The organism is Bacillus sp. 41-22, from assembly GCF_025809295.1.
Lineage (GTDB): Bacteria > Bacillota > Bacilli > Bacillales > Bacillaceae_G > Bacillus_A > Bacillus_A mycoides.
Genome location: NZ_CP084035.1, coordinates 1,591,544 through 1,613,231 on the forward strand (window position 1 = coordinate 1,591,544; position 21,688 = coordinate 1,613,231).

At 33.2% G+C, this 21,688-nt stretch carries 23 protein-coding genes and 1 pseudogene; 16 read left to right on the forward strand and 8 right to left on the reverse strand.

What is annotated here, in order from left to right:
- Window positions 1-27: 27 nt before the first annotated feature.
- Window positions 28-1,191, reverse strand: coding sequence for a cation:proton antiporter (locus LCF45_RS08160; RefSeq protein ID WP_002011888.1), 1,164 nt, complete (start codon window positions 1,189-1,191; stop codon window positions 28-30).
- Window positions 1,192-1,459: 268 nt separating this feature from the next.
- On the opposite strand from LCF45_RS08160, the gene LCF45_RS08165 reads away from it, so the two are divergent.
- Together LCF45_RS08165 and LCF45_RS08170 are read left to right on the forward strand one after the other, a co-directional pair.
- The gene (locus LCF45_RS08165) at window positions 1,460-2,290 is read left to right on the forward strand and encodes a MerR family transcriptional regulator (RefSeq protein ID WP_002086530.1); all 831 of its coding nucleotides are present in this window, start codon (window positions 1,460-1,462) and stop codon (window positions 2,288-2,290) included.
- 89 nt (window positions 2,291-2,379) lie between these two features.
- Entirely contained in the window at window positions 2,380-3,735 is a 1,356-nt protein-coding gene (locus LCF45_RS08170) for an MATE family efflux transporter (protein ID WP_003188403.1), read from the forward strand.
- Window positions 3,736-3,773: 38 nt separating this feature from the next.
- Here LCF45_RS08170 and LCF45_RS08175 read toward each other — a convergent pair whose 3' ends face one another.
- Entirely contained in the window at window positions 3,774-4,439 is a 666-nt protein-coding gene (locus tag LCF45_RS08175; RefSeq protein WP_002126540.1) for a DUF421 domain-containing protein, read from the reverse strand.
- A 202-nt stretch (window positions 4,440-4,641) separates the two neighbouring features.
- Here LCF45_RS08175 and LCF45_RS08180 point away from each other — a divergent pair, with 202 nt between their 5' ends.
- The 5 genes from LCF45_RS08180 (at window position 4,642) to LCF45_RS08200 (ending at window position 7,918) form a co-directional block, all read left to right on the forward strand.
- Window positions 4,642-5,178: a YdcF family protein gene (locus tag LCF45_RS08180; protein WP_306475273.1), complete on the forward strand. Its 537-nt coding sequence runs from the start codon at window positions 4,642-4,644 to the stop codon at window positions 5,176-5,178.
- 147 nt (window positions 5,179-5,325) lie between these two features.
- The gene (locus tag LCF45_RS08185) at window positions 5,326-5,643 is read left to right on the forward strand and encodes a magnetosome magnetite crystal formation protein family (RefSeq protein ID WP_002011879.1); all 318 of its coding nucleotides are present in this window, start codon (window positions 5,326-5,328) and stop codon (window positions 5,641-5,643) included.
- A gap of 165 nt (window positions 5,644-5,808) precedes the next feature.
- Window positions 5,809-6,543 carry an oxygen-insensitive NADPH nitroreductase gene (nfsA, locus tag LCF45_RS08190; RefSeq protein ID WP_002126543.1) on the forward strand — a complete coding sequence of 245 codons (735 nt, stop codon included), beginning with the start codon at window positions 5,809-5,811 and terminating at the stop codon, window positions 6,541-6,543.
- A 216-nt stretch (window positions 6,544-6,759) separates the two neighbouring features.
- On the forward strand, window positions 6,760-7,305 hold the full coding sequence (locus LCF45_RS08195; protein WP_063226112.1) for a sigma-70 family RNA polymerase sigma factor: 546 nt from the start codon (window positions 6,760-6,762) through the stop codon (window positions 7,303-7,305).
- 1 nt (window position 7,306) lies between these two features.
- Window positions 7,307-7,918 (forward strand): PH domain-containing protein, encoded by a 612-nt coding sequence (locus LCF45_RS08200; RefSeq protein WP_063226111.1) that lies wholly within the window; start codon window positions 7,307-7,309, stop codon window positions 7,916-7,918.
- A 224-nt stretch (window positions 7,919-8,142) separates the two neighbouring features.
- Here the strand turns inward: LCF45_RS08200 and LCF45_RS08205 are convergent, their stop codons facing one another.
- The 4 genes and pseudogenes from LCF45_RS08205 to LCF45_RS08220 all read right to left on the reverse strand — a co-directional run bounded on the left by LCF45_RS08205 (window position 8,143) and on the right by LCF45_RS08220 (window position 11,125).
- A complete protein-coding gene (locus tag LCF45_RS08205) occupies window positions 8,143-8,868 on the reverse strand; it encodes a sulfite exporter TauE/SafE family protein (RefSeq protein WP_002126547.1) in 726 nt (241 codons plus the stop codon).
- Between the two features lie 247 nt (window positions 8,869-9,115).
- Window positions 9,116-10,341 (reverse strand): annotated as a pseudogene (locus tag LCF45_RS08210) (MFS transporter).
- A 5-nt stretch (window positions 10,342-10,346) separates the two neighbouring features.
- Window positions 10,347-10,814, reverse strand: a complete 468-nt coding sequence (locus LCF45_RS08215; protein ID WP_002135366.1) for a VOC family protein — start codon at window positions 10,812-10,814, stop codon at window positions 10,347-10,349.
- A 194-nt stretch (window positions 10,815-11,008) separates the two neighbouring features.
- Window positions 11,009-11,125 carry a YjcZ family sporulation protein gene (locus LCF45_RS08220; RefSeq protein ID WP_000007805.1) on the reverse strand — a complete coding sequence of 39 codons (117 nt, stop codon included), beginning with the start codon at window positions 11,123-11,125 and terminating at the stop codon, window positions 11,009-11,011.
- 304 nt (window positions 11,126-11,429) lie between these two features.
- On the opposite strand from LCF45_RS08220, the gene LCF45_RS08225 reads away from it, so the two are divergent.
- Window positions 11,430-11,648, forward strand: a complete 219-nt coding sequence (locus tag LCF45_RS08225; RefSeq protein WP_002141097.1) for an aspartyl-phosphate phosphatase Spo0E family protein — start codon at window positions 11,430-11,432, stop codon at window positions 11,646-11,648.
- 55 nt (window positions 11,649-11,703) lie between these two features.
- A complete protein-coding gene (hfq, locus tag LCF45_RS08230; RefSeq protein WP_002012071.1) occupies window positions 11,704-11,892 on the forward strand; it encodes an RNA chaperone Hfq in 189 nt (62 codons plus the stop codon).
- A 38-nt stretch (window positions 11,893-11,930) separates the two neighbouring features.
- Here the strand turns inward: hfq and LCF45_RS08235 are convergent, their stop codons facing one another.
- The gene (locus LCF45_RS08235; protein WP_002030912.1) at window positions 11,931-12,533 is read right to left on the reverse strand and encodes an HD domain-containing protein; all 603 of its coding nucleotides are present in this window, start codon (window positions 12,531-12,533) and stop codon (window positions 11,931-11,933) included.
- Window positions 12,534-12,705: 172 nt separating this feature from the next.
- On the opposite strand from LCF45_RS08235, the gene LCF45_RS08240 reads away from it, so the two are divergent.
- The 7 genes from LCF45_RS08240 to LCF45_RS08270 all read left to right on the forward strand — a co-directional run bounded on the left by LCF45_RS08240 (window position 12,706) and on the right by LCF45_RS08270 (window position 20,851).
- On the forward strand, window positions 12,706-13,539 hold the full coding sequence (locus tag LCF45_RS08240) for a flagellar motor protein MotP (protein WP_002012069.1): 834 nt from the start codon (window positions 12,706-12,708) through the stop codon (window positions 13,537-13,539).
- A gap of 22 nt (window positions 13,540-13,561) precedes the next feature.
- Complete coding sequence (locus LCF45_RS08245; RefSeq protein WP_002126559.1) at window positions 13,562-14,239, forward strand: OmpA family protein; 678 nt, start codon at window positions 13,562-13,564, stop codon at window positions 14,237-14,239.
- Window positions 14,240-14,389: 150 nt separating this feature from the next.
- Window positions 14,390-14,758 carry a response regulator gene (locus LCF45_RS08250; protein ID WP_000940577.1) on the forward strand — a complete coding sequence of 123 codons (369 nt, stop codon included), beginning with the start codon at window positions 14,390-14,392 and terminating at the stop codon, window positions 14,756-14,758.
- A 129-nt stretch (window positions 14,759-14,887) separates the two neighbouring features.
- On the forward strand, window positions 14,888-16,858 hold the full coding sequence (locus LCF45_RS08255; RefSeq protein WP_002126563.1) for a chemotaxis protein CheA: 1,971 nt from the start codon (window positions 14,888-14,890) through the stop codon (window positions 16,856-16,858).
- Between the two features lie 208 nt (window positions 16,859-17,066).
- Complete coding sequence (locus tag LCF45_RS08260; RefSeq protein WP_078203024.1) at window positions 17,067-18,713, forward strand: flagellar motor switch protein; 1,647 nt, start codon at window positions 17,067-17,069, stop codon at window positions 18,711-18,713.
- 29 nt (window positions 18,714-18,742) lie between these two features.
- Window positions 18,743-20,107, forward strand: coding sequence for a transglycosylase (locus LCF45_RS08265; RefSeq protein WP_078203025.1), 1,365 nt, complete (start codon window positions 18,743-18,745; stop codon window positions 20,105-20,107).
- Window positions 20,108-20,134: 27 nt separating this feature from the next.
- A complete protein-coding gene (locus tag LCF45_RS08270) occupies window positions 20,135-20,851 on the forward strand; it encodes a hypothetical protein (RefSeq protein ID WP_002086506.1) in 717 nt (238 codons plus the stop codon).
- Between the two features lie 38 nt (window positions 20,852-20,889).
- On the opposite strand, the gene LCF45_RS08275 is transcribed toward LCF45_RS08270, so the two are convergent.
- Window positions 20,890-21,672: a CheR family methyltransferase gene (locus tag LCF45_RS08275; RefSeq protein WP_002086504.1), complete on the reverse strand. Its 783-nt coding sequence runs from the start codon at window positions 21,670-21,672 to the stop codon at window positions 20,890-20,892.
- Window positions 21,673-21,688: the final 16 nt, after the last annotated feature.

Sequence of the window (21,688 nt, forward strand, 5' to 3'; positions counted from 1 at the left end):
TAGCAATCTCCTTTTATTATATGAAACTTATTTACTTGCTTTCATTGCTTTATCTTTTGCACCAAAAGTGTATTTTAACATTGGTGGTGTAATCATTGTAGTTAAAATAACGACAATAACGATAGCTGTAAAGTAATCTTGTGCTAATAGGCCAGAAGAAAGTCCTGTTCCTGCGATGATAAGTGCAACTTCACCACGAGAAACCATACCAGCACCGATAATTGCAGAAGACTTTGCATCAAATCCAGTGATTCGTGCACCGAATCCACAACCGATTAGTTTTGTGAATACAGCGATAACTGTTAATGCTAAGATGAACCAAATTTGATCGCCAATACCGTCAAATGTAATATTCATACCGATACTAACAAAGAATACTGGAACGAACATAGCGTAAGCAATTGGTTCTACTTTCTTTTCTACTTCATGTTTGTAGTTCGTTTGAGAAATAGCGATACCAGCTGCGAAAGCACCGATAATACCAGCAATTCCTAATAGTTCGCCGAAGTATGCGAATGAGAAACAGATGATAAGCGCAGCACTAACGATAGACTCAGATACGCGAAGCGGTGATAACCAACGCATGATTGCTGGAACACCTTTCCAACCAATTAAAATGATAGAAGCAAAGAATACTACTTTCTTCAAGATAATCATTGTTAAGTTAACGTCATCTGTGCCTAAGAAGCTCATTGCAAATGCTAATAAAATAACAACAAGAATGTCATCAAATACAGCGGCTCCAAGCATCGTCGTACTTTCACGTGTTTTCATTTTACCTAAATCACGAAGTGTTTGAACGGAAATACTAACACTTGTTGCACATAGAAGTAATCCTAAAAAGACAGCATTCCCTTGTTCCATACCGACAACAAGACCGGCAACGTAACCACCTACGAATGGAAGAACGATACCTCCAAGTGCAACAGCTAAAGAAGAATTACGATTTGCGTTTAATTCTTCTAAGTCTGTTTCAAGTCCTGCCATAAACATTAAAAGAATAACTCCGACATTACTTAATTGTGTTAGAAGCTCTGAATTTTCAATCCATCCGAATATAGCTGGACCGATAACGATACCAACAATTAATTTACCGAGTACAGAAGGTTGACCTAATCTAACACTAAGGTCACCAGCGAGCTTTGTACTTAATAAAATAAGTGCAATCTGAAAGAAAAATTCGAATTCCATTTGATCCTCTCCTCATCATTTTTTATTTTTATCATACGATTTCTCGGAATTTGCCTAATGATAATATGTAAAGATCCATTAAACAAAGGGTCTGATTACGAGTTCTTTTGAACTTGTAATTTGAACCTGTAATTAATATATAATAAAATTTATTAAAAATCAATGAAAAAATAGCAGATTTTCTTGAGAGGATTCGTTTTAGAAACGAGGGATATAGATATATAATAGGAAGTAATAAAGTTTACATATAATGAATGGAGAAAGAAAAATGTTATTAAATCAACGTTTTACAATTGGGGAAATGGCGAAAATGCATAATATAGCGGAATCTACATTACGTTATTATGATGAAAAAGGGATTTTTCATCCGTCAATTGTTGACCCTCAAACCAATTATCGTTATTACACAATTGATCAGTTTTCACTATTAGATACGATTAAATTTTTACGCCAATTGAACATCCCGTTAAAGGAAATAAAGAAATATATTGATGAACGAAATCCATCTTATGCACTGAATTTACTTGAAAAACAACAAGAAATGATGCTGAAAAAACAAAGAGAAATCGAGTATGCTTTGGCAAAAATGGAACATAAAATCCATTTAATGAAGAAAGCGACGAAATCTGAAGCAAATCAAATTATTTATAAAAAGATACCGAAACGAAAAATTACAGCAATTGCAGTTGCACCAAATACAACGGATGATATGTTTGAATATTATATCCATTCGTTGCAAAAAAATATGAAGCAAATTGATAATAGTTTATTTTCAGGTGATATCGGTGTAACAGTTTCAAAAAAAGCATTAATGCAAAATGAGTTTCAAGCATATAACAGTGTGTTTATTTTATTGGATTACATGCCTTTTGAAGCGCATACTTCAGATGAAATAAAAGAAGGGATATTTGCCTGTTCTTATCACCATGGACCATATGAAGAAACAGACGCAACGTATACGGAATTATTAAAGCACATTGATAACGAAGGATATGAAGTGTGCGGAGATGCACTGGAACTTGCATTAATTGATTGGTCCGTAACAGAAAATCCGAAGGAGCAAGTAACGGAAATTCAAATACCTGTTGTTAAAAAATAGGCTTATATATTTTTCGATTCTCTATTGACCTTCAAGTAACTTGAAGGTTTAAACTGTGAACAGAGCATTGAAAAAGGAGCATTTATATGATGGAAACAACAGAAAAATTAAGAGAAAAACCAATTAAAAGTTTATTTATTACGTATTTAATACCAGCTGTTCTTGGGATGGTATTAATGTCGGTTAATATTGTGATTGATGCAGTCATGATTAGTAGAGGAGTTGGAGCGAACGGTTTAGCCGGAGTAAACGTAGCTATTCCAGCATTTTCAATTTTCTTCTCTATTTCATTATGGATTGGAATGGGCGGAGCAACGCTATATTCCATTGCACTAGGTGAAAATAAACTGGAAAGAGCAAGGTCTATCTTTACTCAATCTATGACAGTAGCAGTTGTTATCGTTGGCGTTTTAGCGGCTATTTGCTTATGGAGAATAGAAGATTTAGCATATTTATTTGGTGCGAATGAAGTGATTTTACCATACGCATTAGACTATTTACAGGTGTTATTAACATTTGGAATGATATACGTTTTAGAAAATATTTTAAGTACATTTATACGAAATGACGGAAATCCTAATTTAGCAATGGCAGGTCTTGTTGTAACGGCTGTATTAAATATAGTGTTCGACTATATTTTTATTTTCATCTTTGGATGGGGTGTAACTGGTGCTGCTTCAGCTACTATTCTTTCGGCGGCAATTGGTTTCCTTGTATTATTAACTCACTTCTTTAGAAAAAGTAGTATTTTAAAATGGACGAAATTCCATTTTGAATGGGATACGGTTAAACAAATTATGGTGATCGGTTTCCCAAGTTTTACAGCAGAAAGTACAGTTGCAATCGTAACAATCGGTTTTAACATTGCATTCGTTCAATATGCAGGAGAAATAGGAGTCGCTTCCTATGCGATGGTGAATAGTATTCATGCAATGACATTATTATTATTCTTCGGTGTTGGTGCAGCATTACAACCAATCGCTAGTTTCCATTACGGTGCAAACTTATCAGAAAGATTGCGTGAAGGATTACAGTTTGCTGTGAAAATTGCGCTTGTACTCGGAGGCATTGCGATTGTTGTCGGTTTATTCTTTGGGAAATATATTATAGGTTTATTTAATGTTCAATCGCCAGAACTATTGGAGTTAACGTTAACAGGTATTAGTTTATTCTTTATTCAATATGTATTTTTAGGCTATAACATTGTGTATGGAGAGTATTTCCAATCAGTGCGACAAACGAAAAAATCAGTACTTATAATAATGAGCCGAGGTTTACTATTTGTTATCCCATTGTTATGGATTATGCCAAAAGTATTTGGTATAAACGGAATTTGGCTCGTTATGCCAGTAGCGGAAGTATTGACAGCAATTATCGTATTTACGATGAATCGTATGAAACATCCTGTTCCGTTAAACATGGCGAGAGAGAAAAAAGCAATATAGTGAAGAAAATCCCCTTGAACAAGTAAGGGGATTTTTTTTCATTCTTTTAAACTAATTGCAAAGGATCCATCTGTCTCCTGCACAGAAGCGAAAGCCACATTTTTAATATTTGTAACGCCTTTCTCCATTAACTCTGCATGTAACCACTTTTCATTTTTATGGATTAATTTTAAGTTATCGTATTGAATTTGTGAATCAACGATAAGAGCAATTGGTAAGCCTGCATACTTAACATTTATATTCAAATCTTTTGGAGTCAGAGGCACAAGTTCTCTTTTTGGTAAAATACTAATAGCTCCATTCGCTTCTAATATCGCATACTCAATTTCATGAACACTTGGATATCCTGCGACGCGAAGGTTAGAAAGCAATTCAGGGATCGGATATCTACTTTTTTGTAAGTTCTCAAAAATAATATCACCATGTTTAATTAAAATAATGGGGTGTCCGAGAATAAAACGATTTAGTTTGTTGAGTAGGCTTAATTTTGTAAGAAGCAAATGCAAACATGTAATAACGACCATACCGAGAAATGCTTGTAAAGCACCAGCGACTGGTATGGCTTGAAAAGCTAAATAAGATAAAAAGATAATAGCCCCAAAATCATGAGGAGTTAGTTGTGCTAATGCAGATTTACCAAGTAGCTTAAGTGATAGTAAAAATAAGATGAAAAAGAATGATACGTTACATAAAAAGAGAAGCAATAGGGACACTCCTTCGTGCGAAGTTGTACTTACTATTCCCGAAATTAATAGAAATATTACCTTTTGGAGGATAAATTAGGCTTAATTGGAATTTGTCTGTATACAAACGAATAAATGGATATTATGATGAAGGAAGTAAAGGGAATAGGGGTATATGGATATGAGAAAGAAGAAAATAATCAAGTATATTTTAGTTGTTATAATGATTTGCGCCGTATATGCGGGGTTTTTACAATATAACATTTATAAGCATGGGCATATGAATGCAATTGATGATGCGGATTATATAATTGTACTAGGATCGAAAGTAAATGGAACAAAACCTTCGTATTCATTGCAATATCGTATTGATAAAGCAGCTGAGTATTTAAAATTACATGATAAAACAATTGCTATTGTATCTGGAGGCCAAGGAAAAGGTGAAGATATTACAGAAGCATTAGCGATGAAACAAGGATTAATGAAACAAAATATTGCAGAAGACCGCATTATAATGGAAGATAAGTCGACGAGCACAGATGAAAATATTAAATTCTCAAAACCGTTAATTCCAGCCAATATGAAAAAAGGTATGATCGTAACAAACGATTTCCATATGTTTAGAGCGAAAAAAATAGCTGCAAAACAAGGTTTGCAATTAGAAGGGCTTCCGGCCAAAACACCGAAGCCAATTATCATTCCATCGAATGTACGAGAATATTTAGCGATTACGCAATATTGGTTTATGAATCGAATATAGTTAAAGTAATCCCGCCCAAAATTTGAGGCGGGATTTATTTCGAGGGAAATCTTACAAAAATGTCATGTTCATGAAAGGTAAAGCGATAGTTTCTGGAAAGGTTTCCTGACATAATGAAGGTAACAAAAAACTTTAGAGGTGAATCGTATGAAAGGAAATAATATTTTATCCTCGCTATGTTATTTTAGTATCTTTTTTGCACCATTTTTACTACCAATTATTGTTTACTTCGTTGCGGAAGATGAAGTGAAATATCATGCGAAAAAAGCATTTTGGTCACATGTTTTCCCATATGCAATTTTATTTGGAGGGTTAGCTTTATCAGGAGTATACGGTTTAAGTTTCAATCAGTCTGAGAGCGTTGGAATTGGGATGGTTATAACGTATGCAGTGTTTATTCTTGTAGGAATTTACTACTTCATTTGGAATATTGTTAAAGGTATTAAAGTGTTGAAAGCAGCTTAACATTGTCGTTATGTGTGTAAAGTCGATATAATTTCATTTACCATATTAATATGTATTTAAAAAAGAGCAACTCACAAAGGAGTGCTCTTTTTTTGCTTATAAGTTGTGAATAATGAAAAAGATATGTTAATTTTTTATTATGAAGAGAAAAAAGGAGTGGTTTTTATGAATGAGATGATACATAAAATGGAGCAACACGTTTCAGTTCGTAAATATAAAGAAGAACCAATTTCAAAAGAGATAGTAGAAAGAATGGTGCAAGCTGCGCAGCATGCAGCTTCCTCACATTTTGTACAGGCGTATTCTCTTATATATGTAACAGATCAGGAACTAAAGGTTAAACTAGCTGAATTATCCGGGAATCGTCATGTGAAAGACTGCGCAGCATTCTTTGTATGCTGTGCGGATTTAAAACGTCTAGAAACTGCATGTGAGAAACATGGAACAGAAATTAAACATGAGGGAGTAGAGGACTTTATTGTAGCAACAGTAGATGCCTCATTATTTGCACAAAACTTAGCACTTGCAGCTGAATCATTAGGATACGGCATTTGTTATATTGGCGGAATTCGTAATAACCCGAAAGAAGTGAGTGAATTGCTTTACTTACCGGATAAAGTATATCCGGTATTCGGAATGACAGTGGGCGTACCAAATGAAGAGCATGGAGTTAAGCCGCGTTTACCGGTAGCGGCCATTCTTCATGAAAATGGATACGATGAAAAGAAATATGATGAATTATTAAACGAATATGATGAAACGATGAGTGCGTATTACAAAGAAAGATCGTCAAATCAAAAAAACGTAACATGGACGGAATCAATGAGCTCATTTATGTCCAAAGAGAAAAGAATGCATATGAAAGAGTTTTTAAATGAAAAAGGATTAAATAAGAAATAAGTAAAAAGGCAAACCTGAGATGTTAGCTTAAGTTATAACATCACATGCAAAACCGAAGCTAAGAAAGCGAGACTCGCTTTCTCAACTTCGGTTTTTATTTGTTATTATATAAAATGAAAATAAAAATTAATAAATTTTTACAAAAGTGATAGAAAATGAGAATGAAATGCCAATAGTAAGTAAAAGCAGCTGCTAAAGGGGAACTGAGGAAGGAAGATGTTTATGATTTTCGATTCTGAAGAGGATTTAATTATAGCTATGAAAAAACGCGATCAAGATGCTTTGAAAGAAGTAATTGATCAATATGGAAAATTAATTTTGTACATTATTCATAAATCATTAAGTACCCCTATTGAAAAACAATATGTGGATGATTGTTATAATGATGTATTTACTATCATTTGGTTTAATATCGAACAATTTGATATAGAAAAGGGAAACTTAAAATCTTGGATGATTGGTATTACTAAATTAAAGGCATTGGAATATAAAAAGAAAGTATATAAAGAGAATAAAATCGATAAAGACGTAGAAATAGATACAAGTATCCATGATAGGTATGAAATAGAACAAGAAGAAGAGATTATGGAACTCGTACAAGATTTAAATACAAAGGATCGTTATATCTTTTTAAAGAGGTATATTGATGGGTATTCCATTGACGATATTGCGAAAGAATTAAAAGTAACGGCTGACTATATATACAATCGAATTTCTCGTGGAAAGAAAAAACTTCAAAAACTGTGGAAAGGGAGTGTGTAATATGGATAAAAGATTATTATCGATGTTAAATGAGCTCCAATATTCAGAAGAAGAAATTACACGTTTAGAGAAAGAAGCGAATGATTCTATAAATATAGATAAGTATTATGTAAGAAATGGAGAACTATTAAAAAAATTAACTGTACAAATGTTAGAAGAATCAATTCGCAACGAATTACAAGCTGATGAAGAAATCGAGAAGGAACTGTTAGTAGACGAAGGATGTATGGTAAATAGTAAAGTCATACCGAATATATTATACGCAGGAGCTACCTTTTATTATTATATCGTTTTAACGAATAAAAGAGTGATAATGAAAGGGTTAGATTGCTATTTTAAAAAGACAAATGAACATAGTATGCCAATAGAGGATATACAATCCATTTCGCAACATAAAAAAATGAAAAATGTCTTTGAGATTAAATATAATAACAATTATATACAATTTGGAAGTGTTGCGTATGCACATGAAATTGCAATGATTATTATGGAGTTAAAAAAACGCGGAGTAAAAGTAGGAAAGTATACAGATTTAGAAAAAGGTTGGATGATTTTCTTTAGTGTATTTGTAATAGCAATGGGTAGCCTTCTAGCTTTACCATATTTAATATAAAAATAAAAAGCGGCATAATAGCCGCTTTTTATCGTTTAATTAGTATTAAAAGGATCTTGTAGTTTTCAAATGATCTACTTATGAAAGAATTACTAGTGGATTAGTACTTGTAAACTGAAAATAAAGTTATTTTATTTTTGGAGTGAAATACTGCACCGTACTTAAAAATACAACAATAATTTCGTTTGAACCTATCTATTATTGTGCACTATCTAAAGCACCCTCTATAACAAGTTCAAACTTTCAATAAGAAGATACCCCCCCGTGCAACTTAAAAGGATATACGTAAATATTTTGAAAATCCGTTGATTAAGCCATTTGAAAATAATTTGACCTATATACAAACCTAGAAATACGATTGGAATAGCATAAAAACTTGATTCCCAAATTGTTTTGTTTGTGCCAGTAAAGAGTATTTGAGTTAGTAGACTAATGAAATATATAAATAGATAAAAAGCTAAAGTAGTTGCTCTCAACTTCTCTTTTTTCGTATCAGTTCCTGTAAAGTAAAGTAACAGGGGTGGTCCTGGCATACCGATACTGGTCGTTAAAAGCCCTGATAATCCACCAACTATAAAATCTCTAAATGGTGTTGATTTAACCTTAAAGTTGCATATTAGCATCAATGTTAATAGTAAGAGCAGGATGCTAATTGCTAATTTAAAAGCGTTTATATTAATGGAAATGAAGAGTAAAATACCAAAAGGTACACCAACTATACTTCCAATAGTTAACCTTTTCAGTAGAATAAAGTCAATGTCCATTCTTATTTTCCAAATGAGTGATATTGAAATAACTAATGATAAAATAATATTAATTTGTATAGCTTCTTGTGGTAAGAATAACATTAGTAAAAAAGGTGTTGCCATTATGGAAAAGCCAAAACCTGTACTTGTTTGCAAAACAGAAGCCACCAATATAATACATATGAAACTTAATGTAATCTCCAAAATAGCCCTCCTATTTAATCAAATACAATAAATATTTTAATACCATGAAAATCGAATTTAGCTAGTTTGAGCCTATAGCATAAGTGCAATGTTTCACAAGCTTACTTTTATTTTAACATAAATACTTAGTTTCTTCTCAAATAGCATTCACGTATAGGGCCCATTAACGAATATGGTTGACATTTTCAAATAATTGTATTGTTACGCAGCGCTAATAAATGAGATCAAATAAAATTTGGTGAAGAATCTATTGATTATCAATAGATTCTTCACCAAGCTCACCGCGATAAAACAAGAAAAGCCATATAAAACTAACAAAAATACAGCATATAGCTAACAAGCTACCAATCACTTGAGGAGAAAGGATTTCTAAAAACCATCCTGTAATAAACATAGATAACTGAATAAGCGATCCGTAGATGGAATAATGAAATGAAAAAACTTTACCAATCATGTTTTCTTGCGTATACGTTTGTAGTAATGTCGTATCAAGTGGAACGATGATACCTCCTGCTATACGCATACAGAGTAATGTAATGATACCGATAATAAGTTGATCGGATAGAATAAATCCGAGAAAGAAAATTCCTTGTAGTAAATAGGCCCAACCAAATGCTCTTTTCATTTTGTCTTCATTTTTAGACATATAAAGATTAACGAGGAGACTGCCAATCATAAGTCCAGCCCCTTGAACCGCATATAAAATACCAATGTTAGTGTGGAAGATTCTTTCGGCATAGATTGTTAGAAGTAACTGATAGGCACCTCCAATAATGCCCCATGAAATGCCGACAAGAATTAATGTTAAAATAATTTTGCTTTGTAATATGTATGTATAACCATCTTTTATATCAGTGAAAAACGCTTTTTTCTTGCTAAAAGTGTCACGAGAAGGGATCTTTATTTTATAAATAATATAGGCTGAAATAAAGTATGATAGGCTATTAATAAAAAAGGCAATCTCGATACTTAAAGATTGTGCAATGAGCCCACCTAAAGAAGCTCCCATAATAGACATAAAACCTTTGATTGTACTAGAAAGAGAGTTAGCGGTTACGAAATGCTTTTGATGTACGATATTTTTTAGAGTTGATTGCTTAGCAGGCTCGAATAAGCAAGAGAGTACTGATAAGCATATGTTAGAAACGAAAATAATTTCAATTTTGTAGAATGCTAATAAATAAGTGAGGACGATAATTCCTCGTAAACTATCGGTAAAAATCATAATTTTCTTTTTTGAAAAACGGTCTACAATTCCGCCTATGAATGGACTCAGAAGAAGTTGAGGTAACCCTTTGCTCATAAAGGTGAGTCTAACATAAATGAAGATTCTGTTATGCTATAGACGAGTGTTAATAAAGCGACAGTATGAAACCAATCCCCAAGTACACTTAATGTTTGACCATAAAATAGTTTTTTAAAGTTTTTATTTGTTCTAAGAAGTGTGGAATAAGAAACTGATTGCACTGACATAAAAATTAATCCCTATCTATTGGCGATGTTTGTACATGCTTTTTCCATTCACTTAAATACATTTTCTCTGCTTTAGGTAGTCCAACAGGTAATTGTGCAATGAATTCTAAACTATTTCCATCAGGATCGTTAAAATATACGGAGGCGTGTGCTAATTCTGGAAAAACGATTGGCTCAATTGGCTCCATTCCAAAGTCTTTTCGCGCTGGAATTCCTTTCTGTTTGAGCCAGTGTATTGCGTTTTCTAAATCGTGTAAGCTTACTTGGAAAGCGATATGTCGTAAGGATGGATGATAATTGACTTTGTATTCTTTTCCTTCCCAAAGACCAATCCAACTTTCATTTTCTACAATCCAAAAGAAGGCGATATCTTTGTCTCTTTTATATAATTTCAGCCCTAGTGATTCATAAAAAGGTATCGAAATTTCTAAATTACAGACAGGTAAATGTGCTTCATAAAGACCTTTAATCATTATAATCCTCCTTAGTAAAAACGTTTTCTTATTCAATAGTAAACGATGTTTTGTTTATTGAAATCGCAAAATAGAAGGAGAATAAACTCATACGAAAGTATGAAAAAACAGCTCAATTATGAGCTGTTTTCATATAGTTTTTAGTTAACATATTTCATTCATTTAGAGTTTAGCGAAAAGGATACGTATTATATTTAAAACCCTCCGCCGCCACCCCAACAGCTACATCCGATAATGATTAGAAGGATGAATAGCACGATGAGTAAAGCAAATCCACCGCCGAAACCAGCGCAACTACCACCAAAGCTCATGTTTTTTCCTCCTTTTTAGGAAATTAATCTATATAACTAATGGATTACTTTATAAGATATGTTTTTATTTAGAAAAGGAGCAAGTCTTACTTCTAATTAGACAAGAGCCTGTGATCGGATTTAAATGTGATATTTACTTTGTTTCATAGCGCTTTTTTTAAAATGGTAAAACAATATGGAAGTGTATACTAGGTGAATGTATTGCGAATGAAAGGGGGATGTAACTTACAATTACATTAAAATTTCTTTTCATAAATATAAAATTTGTAAAAAAAGCCATTTTTTTATTTTTTTATGAGTGGAAATGTACTATAATTTTACAAGTAATATTATGGGAAAAGGGAGTTTTAGTATAGAGATGGAGATGGGACAATTACACAATAAAATAGAACACAAAAAGAAAGAGTTAATTCAACTTGTTGCTAGGCATGGATTAGATCATGATAAAGTTTTGTTATTTAGTCGAGATTTAGATATACTAATTAATAAGTTTATGAATATAAAAGGCAAAGTATGTAAGTGATTAATCTTTAATTTTTTATATTAGGATTATTTACTGATAAAGGAGAGAACAGTTATTGGAACATTTACAAGAAGAGTTGTATAAACAAATAAAAGAAGAAAAAGGTGCAGTTACTATATTTTTAAAGAGCGGAGTAAGAATAGTAGGGGAAGTAGTTGGAGTAGATAGATTTACAGTATTAATATTAGTAGATGGAAAACAACAACTTATTTATAAGCAGGCAATATCAACAATTATGAAATAAGACACTCATTTTGAGTGTCTTATTTCATAATTAAATGGTTATTGTTTACATGCTTCAACGTCAATGCCAGCAGCTAGTAATTTTTTTTCTCCGTCTTGTTCAATGATTTTTTGTAATCTAGATAAGAAAGAGTCAAAATCTGTATGTTTACCAACTTGGAAAGTCATTTTATGCTCAATTGGTAGCCAAGTATCAATATCAGCTTCGTTATGCTGAATTTTTACTTCAAGTTTATCAAGTGCATTAGCAACTTTTGCTTCATACGTTTCTTTCGCTTCGAACTCCATCCATAAATCGTATAATTCCACGCCGAGAGGACCTTCTAGTGTACGTTTAATATTTAAAATGGCCTCTAGCTCATTTTTCTGTTTTTGTAATTGTAATTCACGGCTATTCATCGTATCAAAGGCAGGAATATCACCAGCTTCTGCTTCGACAAGGTCATGAATAATAACCATTTTAAGTAATTTTTCTATATTTACTTTTTGATCCAAATAAGGCTCAACTAAGATAGCCATTAGGGACATACGCCACGTATGTTCAGCAACACTTTCTTGACGTCCGTTAGAAAGCCAACTATGTCGCATTTCATATTTTAGTTTTTCTGCTAATGCAATGACTTGTAAAATGTTATGTTCCATCGTGATCCTCCTCATATTTCTATACTATAATTCTAATATAGAAATGAAATGTGTCAATTTAATGAGTATATTGCGATAAATAGATGATACGCGTATAATGATTGTTATATGTGAAAACGCATTATTAAAATAAAAAAATGTTTTACGAAAACGAAAAAGGAAGGGCAGGAATATGGGAGACGAAAATCAAGGATTAGCTAGACCGCAAAGGAAAAAAAGGAAGTTTGATATTTCTAGCCCCTTTGGCATTGTAGTAGGTTTCGTTATTTTAATTGCAGCGATCATGCTTGGCGGTGGTGGAATAAAAGCTTTTAAAAATTTCTTAGATGTTTCATCTATTTTGATCGTTATAGGGGGAACAACAGCGACAATTATTGTGGCATATAGATTTGGAGAAATAAAAAAATATACGAAAAGTATTTTTACTGTTTTACATAGAAGAGAGGAAAATCTAGAACAGTTAACGGATTTGTTCGTTGATTTTTCAAAGAAGTCTAAAAAACATGGTTTACTCTCGTTAGAAGTTGATGGAGAGCAAGTAGACAATCCTTTTATTCAAAAGGGGATTCGTTTAATGTTAAGTGGATATGATGAAGCAGAATTAAAAGAAGTATTAATGAGAGATGTTGAAACAGAAGTATATGAGTTAAGAAAAGGAGCAACATTATTAGATAAGATTGGTGATTTCGCTCCAGCGTGGGGTATGATAGGAACTTTAATTGGTCTTATTATTATGCTTCAAAACTTGCAAGATACATCGCAAATTGGTACAGGAATGGCAGTTGCTATGTTGACGACATTGTATGGATCTGTTATTGCAAACATGATTGCAATACCGTTATCTGAAAAAGTGTATCGTGGCATTGAAGATTTGTATACAGAGAAGAAGTTTGTAATAGAAGCAATCACAGAGCTTTACCGAGGACAAATTCCTTCTAAGTTAAAGTTAAAACTTGATACATACGTATATGAAACGAAGATAAAAAAAGAAAAACGAGCAGCCTAATATTTCAAGGAGTGGTATGGTGATGATAAAACGACCGCAAAAAGGATCGCCTCGTTGGATGACGACTTTTACTGATTTAACGATGTTGTTATTGACTTTTTTTGTACTATTAGTTGCTACATCAAAACAAGATACAGTAAAATTATCGAAGATGCTTGAAAAGTTTAGTGATGCAGAACAAGTGGATGCGAAAGTAATGGAAGGTACAATACCAGATATTTCACATGAAAAAAATGATGAAAAAGCAGTTTCAAAAAAACGAATGGATGAATTGTATAAAAAGTTAAAAGCATATGTAGATAATAATGGTGTTAGTCAAGTGAATGTATATCGAGAAGATACAGGTGTTAGCGTCGTTATAGTAGATAACTTAATATTCGATACAGGTGATGCGAATGTTAAGCCGGAAGCAAAAGAAGTAATTAGTCAATTAGTAGGGTTCTTTCAATCGGTACCAAACCCAATTGTTGTAGAAGGACATACAGATAGTAGACCGATTCATAATGAAAAATTTCCTTCCAACTGGGAATTATCTTCAGCACGAGCAGCTAATATGATTCACCACTTAATTGAAGTGTATAATGTAGATGATAAACGATTAGCAGCGGTAGGATATGCGGACACAAAACCAGTAGCATCAAATGATTCACCGCAAAATTGGGAGAAAAACCGGCGCGTTGTAATATATATTAAAGAATAATATATTTCCATTTTATTAATAAAATAATAAAAATACAGAAATTCTTTTAAAAAAATATTAAATTTTCTCGTTTTATTTTGTATAATGAGTGAGAATGATAAGGTAAAATATTAAGATATATTTATACATAGAGGGAGAGAACCAAAAAGAATGGCACATAAAATTTTAGTTGTAGACGATGCGATGTTTATGCGAACAATGATTAAAAACTTATTAAAAAGTAATTCAGAATTTGAAGTTATCGGTGAAGCAGAGAATGGGGTAGAAGCGATTCAAAAGTATAAAGAACTTCAACCTGATATTGTAACACTAGATATTACTATGCCAGAAATGGACGGACTTGAAGCATTAAAAGAAATTATGAAAATTGATTCGAGTGCAAAGGTTGTTATTTGTTCCGCAATGGGACAACAAGGTATGGTATTAGATGCAATTAAAGGCGGGGCAAAAGACTTTATTGTAAAGCCATTCCAAGCCGATCGTGTTATCGAAGCTTTAACAAAAGTAGCAAATAGCTAATATAGAAGGGGTGCCACAAAGAATCAAATCAATGATAGCGGATAGACGTGTGGCCCCCTTTTTTCTCGTTATAAAACACTAAATTGTTATACATAAATGAAATGTTTGTTAGACAGGTAGGGGATTAAAATGCAAACAGATCTATTAAATATATTTTTTGAAGAAGCAGAAGAACATTTACAGTCGCTAAATGAAAATGTGCTAAATTTAGAACAGAATCCTGCCGATATGGGTGTTGTAGGGGAAATATTCCGCTCAGCTCATACATTTAAAGGTATGTCTGCGAGTATGGAATTTGCGGAAATGGCAGATTTAACTCATAAGATGGAAAATGTTTTAGACGAAATCCGTCATGGAAATATGATGGTGAATGCTAATATTATTGATGTTATTTTTGAGTGCATTGATAATTTAGAAAAGATGGTTACAGATGTGCAGCAGGGCGGAATGGGTAATATTGATGTTGTATCTACAAAGCATAAATTAGAAGCATTATTAAATGGGAATGTAGAAGTTTCTATGGAACAAGTAGAGCAAAGTAGTATAAACAATGATGATACAGTTTCACATGAAGTATATATAACCGTCGAACAACAAGCCATTTTAAAAGCAGTACGTGCCATTATGTGTATTGAAGCATTACAAAATGTAGGGGATATACAAAAAACGGTTCCAAGCATTGAAGAAATCGAAGCGGATGCTTTTGGATTTGAGTTTACAGTATATATGGATACTGATCGTAGTGTTGAAGAATTGAAACAGGTGGTGCTTCACGTTTCTGAAATTGAGAAAGTAGAAGTGAAGCAAGGAAATATAGCTGAAGAAGGAATCGTACAATCTATTGCAGCAACGCAGCTGGATCCATCTCTAGAGGCACGAACTCCAACAGCTAGTACTACACCGGCTAAAAGTAATACAAAAACGAAAAATGCTAAAGTAGAGAATCGTTCTATTCGTGTTCAGTTAGAAAAAATCGAAAGATTAATGAATATGTTTGAAGAAAGTGTAATTGAGCGTGGACGAATTGATGAATTAGCAGAAACGATTCAAAATAAAGAGTTAATCGAGCATTTAAATAGATTAGGGGATATTTCAAAAGATATCCAAAATGTATTGTTAAATATGCGTATGGTACCGATTGAAACGGTTTTCAATCGTTTTCCGCGTATGGTACGTATGTTAGCGAAAGATTTAGGTAAAAAAATCGATTTACAAATTAAAGGTGAAGATACTGAAGTTGATAAAATTGTTATTGACGAAATTGGTGATCCACTCGTTCATTTAATTCGTAATGCAATTGATCATGGTATTGAAACTGTCGAAAACCGACGTGATGCCGGGAAAAATGAGACCGGTACTATTAAATTAGAGGCGTTTCATAGTGGAAATCATGTCGTAATTCAAATTACTGATGATGGAAATGGTATTCATAAAGGAAAAGTATTAGAAAAAGCGATAAAAAATGGTGTTGTAACGGAATCAGAGGCAAATAAATTAACGGATCGTGAAGTGTTTGATCTTATCTTCCAACCGGGATTTAGTACAGCGGAAGTTGTATCTGACCTTTCTGGACGTGGGGTTGGATTAGATGTTGTTAAACATACGATTCATAGTTTAGGTGGGCATTTAATTATTGATTCTGAAGAAGGAAAAGGAAGTACATTCAGAATTGAACTTCCTTTAACATTGTCTATTATTCAATCAATGCTTGTTCAAACAAATGATAAGCGTTATGCCTTGCCTCTTGGCAATATTGCTGAAGCCATTCGAATTAAGAAAGAAGACATACAATCGTTACAAGGGAAAGACGTTTTAAACTATCGCAATCAAATTATTGAAGTGAAACATTTAAGTACTGTATTTGGTGAAAAAACAGTAGATGAGGCGTTCGCATCATATGATAGTCAAATGGTTCCTGTGTTAATTGTTCGTAATACACATCGTAGCTATGGACTTATCGTAAACACAATTATCGGTCAAAGAGAAATAGTCTTAAAGTCATTAGGTGATTTCTTTGCAGAGAGCTCTAACTATTTCTCTGGTGCGACAATTCTCGGTGATGGACGAGTGGTCCTCATTTTAAACCCAGAAGGTTTATAATAGGAATGAAGGAAGCTCCCCACTTGTATACAATTGGGGAGCTTTTTGGGTAGAACTAATAATATAAGTATATGAAAACCGTCGTTTACACATATTGTGGAAATAAATACATGTTCACAATTCGGATGATAAGTTTGGTAAAATATAACGAATGTAATAGAGAGTTTAAATCATTTGATAGAAAAACAAAAATGAGGAGGCAGGAAAAATGCCTGAGCAACACACAAAAGGGGATACTGGCACAATTGTGCTAGAAAAAGAATATGAACATTTAACGCCTCAAGAATGCGATATTCTTGGTGAGATTGCTAATATATCATTTGGTTCAGCTTCGACTGTATTATCAACAATTTTAAATAGGCAAGTAAGTATTACTGCTCCTCAAGTAGAATTGGTAGATTTATATGATACAAGTGATGTTGAAATTCCACATGTTGTATTAAATATCCATTTCACAAAAGGATTAGATATGGAAAATCTTCTTGTCTTAAAGCAAGATGTTGCTTTATCTATTGCTGATTTAATGATGATGGGAACAGGTGAAGTTGAAGAGGGAAAAGAGCTTGGTGAATTAGAGCTAAGTGCAGTACAAGAAGCTATGAATCAAATGATGGGATTCGCAGCAACATCTATGTCAGAATTCTTCCAAGATAAGGTAGACATGTCTCCGCCAACAATTAAAGTTGTGCAACTTACAGAAGAGATGGAGAAGATTTCTGGTATTAATGGGAATAATATGGTTGTTAAAGTATCGTTTGAATTAAAAATAGATAATCTTGTGAATTCTCAGCTTGTACAGGTTGTTTCAGTTGAACATGCGAAGCGAATGATAAATAAATTGTTACAATTATCTGGTGGTGTGGAAGAAGAAATAGATGAGCCGGCGGAAGTGCAGGAAACTGAGATTTTAGAAGAGCATGTAGAAAAAGAGCAATTAACACAAGAAGAGAAAGATGTGCTTGGTGAAATTGCGAATATTTCAATCGGTTCGGCTTCAACAGTACTATCGACGCTTTTAAATCAGCCTGTCACTATTAGTACACCAAATGTAGAGGCGATTAATGTTCGTCATTATGAAGGAGTACCGGTTCCGTTTGTTATTTTAAATGTCGATTTTGTTGAAGGACTAAAAAATGAGAATGTATTCGTATTTACGAAAGATGTTGCTTTAACAATGGTAGATTTAATGATGATGGGAACGGGTGAAATTGATCCGGAGAAAGAACTAAGTGAATTAGAGTTAAGTGGCATTAAAGAAATTATGAACCAAATGATGGGGCATGCTGCAACAGCGATGTCAGAAATGTTTAAAGAAAAAATGGATATGACACCACCAGACGTTAAATTTGTTTCTTTAAAAGAAGAAATGGAATATTTGGGAGAGTCGATGGCAGTTGACGAACTCGTTCAAATTACTTTTAATCTTGAAATTGGTGATCTCCTTCAATCAAAGATGTATCAAATACTACCGATATCAGAAGCGAAAGAAATGGTTAGAAGACTTCTATATCCGATGGTGGAAGAGCAAGAAGAAATAGTTGAGGAAGTTGTTGAAGAGGAAGAAATTTCTGCACCAGTCGTACAGCCAATTGAATATAAAGAAGTCAAGCAAGTTGAGCCAGTATATATGGATACATCTATTCTACAAAATGTAGAAATGAATGTTAAATTTGTATTTGGAAGTACAGTGAGAACAATTCAAGATATTTTAAGTCTACAAGAAAATGAAGCGGTCGTACTTGATGAAGATATTGATGAACCGATTCAAATTTATGTGAACGATGTATTAGTGGCGTATGGAGAACTTGTAAATGTAGATGGGTTTTTCGGAATAAAAGTGACGAAATCGCTATAAGGCGTCAAAATAGGAGTTTGAACAAATAGATGAAAAACGTAAAGTTTTTTCTAGTTAGTTGGCTATTTTTACATATATGTATATTTTTACCAACGCAAGGACAGGCAGAAGAAAAAAGTGTACAAGATCAAAATATAAGCGAAATGAATGACCAAGAGGGAAAAAATAAAGAAGTTCAGGAACAGCCGGAACAAGTGGAAATGCCCTCGGTTGAAGATGAAAAAAAAGCAGTAGAAAATGAGCAAGGGAAAGAAAAAAAAGAAGAAAGAACGATAGAAACAGACCGAGGGGTTATTACAGTTAATAAGCAGGAGCTAAAGGTTGGCGAAGAAGTGCGGATTGCTGTAGAATCAAATGAAAAAAACATTCAAAGTGTAAAAGGCATATTACAATTACAAAAAAATGGTGAGCAGTACAGACAAGAGAGAATAATATCTTTTGAGTATGAAGAAGAAACGAAGCGATGGATCGCTAATTATAAGGCCGGAATATATGATTTACAAGGTGATTGGAACCTTAGGCTCGTTGAAAGCTATAAAGAAGATGAGAAGGAAGAAGTAATAGAGAACGAATTAAATGTCCCGCTCATTCGTATAAACAATGAAGCACCAACTATAGATAAAGAATTGCCAAAGTTAGAGAAAGTTAGTATTGATGAGGCAAAAGGGAACTTAATTGAACGGAAAAAGGGAGAATCCGTTCATATACGAGTACAAACGGTAGATATAGAATCGGTTGTTAAAGAAGTGCGCGTTATATTAAAAGGAAAAGAAGACGGTAACGATATTACTTTTTTATTAGACTATAATAAACGCGACATGGATTGGCAGAAAATATTTGAAATAACAGAAGCTTTACCTGTTGGGCCGCATCAACTTATTGTGGAAGTAACAGATGGGGCAGGTAACAAACTTGTGACAGAGAGTGAATATATCGTTTCTATCATCGAACAAAAAGTGAAAGATGATGAAAAGATAGAAGAGCAAGAGAATCAAAATGAAGTAGAAGATAAGAAAGAAATTGAGAAGCAGGAAGATCCGAAAATAGAGATGCCGCTTCCAGAAGAAAAACTTCCAGTTGTTCAAATTCCAAAGCAAGAAGAGAAAGTGAACTCTTATATAAAAGAGCCGTTGAAAGAAAAAGAGGAAATCAACTACGTTATAAAAGAGTCGTTAACAGACAACAAGGAAGTAAATAATGTGAAGGTTCATAAAGAGAAAAAAAGCGGAAATGACAATCAAGTCGTTTCTAAAAAGAAAGAGAAAATAGAAGAACAACAAGAAAAGAAAGAGGAAAAAAGTGAGCAGGGAGTACAGGCTTCTAATGTGTTTGCTGTTATGTCAGGATTATTTGTACTATTTTTAGTTTTAAAGAGTAACAAAGAGTGGGGCTAATAATTTGATAGTAGTGGAGGCGCTTAGATGGAAATTAAACGTACTACAATTGAAAATAAGACGCTACACCCATTAAAACAGCCTGCAGCTATTTCAGAACATGAAATTCAAAAAGAGCGAAAACGGAGTAATCTTGTGTTTACCGGGCGGTCCCAAATCATTTCGAAAAATAATGAAATAGGGATTCTACTTGCGAGTTTAGGTGATGGAAAGATTGTAAAAGATATGCTTTCTAAGGAAATGGATACGGTGTTGCAGTTGTTTTCAAAGCTACATATGTTGTCTGAGGAAGGAAAGCAATCGGAAAAAATATATGAACAAATTGTTAAAAGTTTGCAGGGGCTTATTAAACAAGCTCATATAAAGGGAGTTCCGTTATTAGACGGAACATATGATTTCGCTGAAGTGCAGCTTTCGTTTGGAAGAAAAGTGCATATTCCGTTACTTGATGTAAGTGCGCTCATTTCTAGAGTGGAACAAGATACATCAGAAGGAAATACGAATTTAATGATAACAGTTATTACAGCTTACATGACAAAATTGTCTAACGAAACAATTTTAATTAGCGGTACGGATCGTATTTCTAAAGAACGTGATGTGAGCGTGTGGAGAGCACTTGCAGAAATGAATATGACGCAATTATCTCATGCGTTGAAACATACGATTCAAGAGCATAAATGGTCTGTTACGGCTCTATTTCTCTTCATGTGGGTTATAGGTATCATATTGATTCGTATTATATAATAAAAGAAGGTCGTCATTTTAATTATGACGACCTTCTTTTATACTTTTTCGTAAAAGAATGTATCAAAGCGCTGAAGATTGTAGCGTTCGGGTGTTAAAATTTGTTCTGTGCTACCAACGAATAGTACGCCGCCTTTTCGTAAAGAACGACTAAACTTTTCATAAAGCTTTATTCTTGCTTCTTCTGTAAAGTAAATCATTACATTTCGACAAATGATTAAATCGTAGTTCGTATCAAATGTCTGCATTAATAAATCATGTTGTTTAAATGTAACTTGCTGTTTAATATTTTGATGCAATATATATGTATCATCTTCTTTTGTGAAATGACGTTGTTTTAAATCATTAGGTAATTCTTTCAAAGAGCGTTCTGTATATTGACCACGTTTTGCAGTTGCTAAAACATGAAAATCAAGATCCGTTGCTTGAATGTCATAACGAAACGGAGCTAGATGCTTCGATAATATTAAAGAAAGTGTATATGGTTCTTCACCGGCAGCGCAAGCAGCACTCCAAATTTTTAATTTACCGTTATTTTGTTCAAGTAGCTTTGGTAGAGCTTTCGTCTCTAACGTTTGCCAGCGCTCTTTATTTCTGAAAAACTCTGATACGTTAATTGTAATATAGTCAATAAAACTTAAAAATAACGTTTGATCGGTGCGTAAATTATTTAAAAAATTTGTGTAATTTTCAAAACCTTTTCTCGAAATGAAAGCGTCGATTCTTCGGCGCATTCTATCTTGCTTATAGGAAGCGATATCCATATTAAAGTGCTGTTTAAAACTTACGACAAATTGATTATAATCTTGTTCAGTTATCATATTTACAATAGGCACA